Raw genomic sequence first — 1,616 nt, forward strand, 5'->3', positions numbered from 1 at the left:
ATATATAAACTTGGCTATTTTAATTTATTGATTAATTGGTATTGCGTGCGCAAGAATTCGTCCAAAACCGCCTGTTGGATTTCCAAGCGTTTGGCTACGGGCGAGGCAAAGCGCACGATGATGTTGTACACCTTATCGTCATGTGGCACGCGGGATACACGCGGCTGGGCGGCGGGCGTGATAAACAATTTTTGGGTTTGCACGTTTTCCAAATGCTGTTTGATGGCAGGGACATAAGGCTCGCACAAGGGCTCAAGAACGTCTTTCAGACGGCCTATGATTTCGTCCGAATCCAAATGAATCGGCACGGGAATTTCCACCGTATGAATCACATAATCGCCCAAAATATTGTCGCGGCGCACGGTGTGGCTCAGAAGTAAGCTGTTGGGAAACGAGAGCGTTTTGCCGGAAAGCTGGCCAATCAACGGATTTGGGCCTATTTGCATCATCAGCGTGTTCAGCATATTGATATCGACCACCCGTCCGCGCAGGCCGTTAATTTCGATGTAGTCGCCGATGGAATATTGTTTGGTTACCGAGCGCAGGATGCTGCCGGACAAACACATAATCAATTCTTTGGTCGCCACCACAATTGCTGCGGCTACCGCAAACATTGACAACGCCAAAGTTTGAATCTGCGCCGCCCAAATCATCGCCAGCCCGAACAAGAGCAGCAGCATGGTAATGTTGCGGCTGACCACCAGCGAACGGCGTTTGTTTTCAATGCTTAAATCCGGATGGCTGCGAAAATGCGCCGAAAGTAAGATGCTGCGCCCGGTAATAACGGCCACAATCATCACTACTGACATTAAAACCGATTTGATGATCTCTTCACTGACAGGCAAAGCGTTCAGCCATTCCTGTATGGTGTTCCACATAATACTGTTTCCTTTCCCTTTTTAGGCCGTCTGAAAACCCACGCGTTCAAAAATTTCTGCCGCACATGCTTCCGATACCGCAAACAAAGTTGCCACGCTGCCCAAAGCCCGTTGTGCTGCCACGCTCAAATCATCGCGGCACACTTCGCCCAGCCACTCAACCGGCCGCACCAGCGACATTTTTTCATCGTCCCATTGTGGACAATGCACCGCGCCGCCTGTAATCCTGCCAACCCGATAACGGCGCAAGGCAGGCGAGTAGGTCAGTACGGCATCTCCATCAGCCAATTCGTTGACAAACCGCCACATTTGAGCCGCGCCCGATTGCGCCGTTCTCAACTTCACATCCGGCACGGCCGAACGGTAAATATCGGTCAGCTCCTCACGGCCAAAACCTTTTGCCGCCGCTTCAGCCAGCATGGGCCAAGCCAACGCCGCCACGCCGCGTTCGAAAAATACGTCATAAAGCGCACCTTGCGTGCTGCGAACCATATAAAGTCTGGCTTGTTTTCCCATTGCAGTACCTGTTTGTTTGAAGAACCCATCCCTTTGTTTCCATGTTACCCGTTACGGCTGAAAAATTCGATATTTTGCATTGTCGGAAGGGTTTGAAGTTCTCGCTGAAAATAAATGAATTATAAATGAAAGGCCGTCTGAAAAAATAAAATAGGCCGATATATCAACAGATGATATATCGTAACAATATATTAATAACTGTAAAATTTTTTACGTTTATAT

At 48.9% G+C, this 1,616-nt stretch carries 2 protein-coding genes; both read right to left on the reverse strand.

Features of this window, described 5'->3' with window-relative positions:
* Positions 1 to 14: 14 nt before the first annotated feature.
* A complete protein-coding gene (locus ACTHUT_RS20025; RefSeq protein ID WP_250599523.1) occupies positions 15 to 878 on the reverse strand; it encodes a mechanosensitive ion channel family protein in 864 nt (287 codons plus the stop codon).
* A gap of 21 nt (positions 879 to 899) precedes the next feature.
* Positions 900 to 1,394, reverse strand: a complete 495-nt coding sequence (locus ACTHUT_RS20030) for a restriction endonuclease (protein WP_003681551.1) — start codon at positions 1,392 to 1,394, stop codon at positions 900 to 902.
* Positions 1,395 to 1,616 lie beyond the last annotated feature (222 nt).

The organism is Neisseria sp. P0022.S010 (assembly GCF_051956635.1).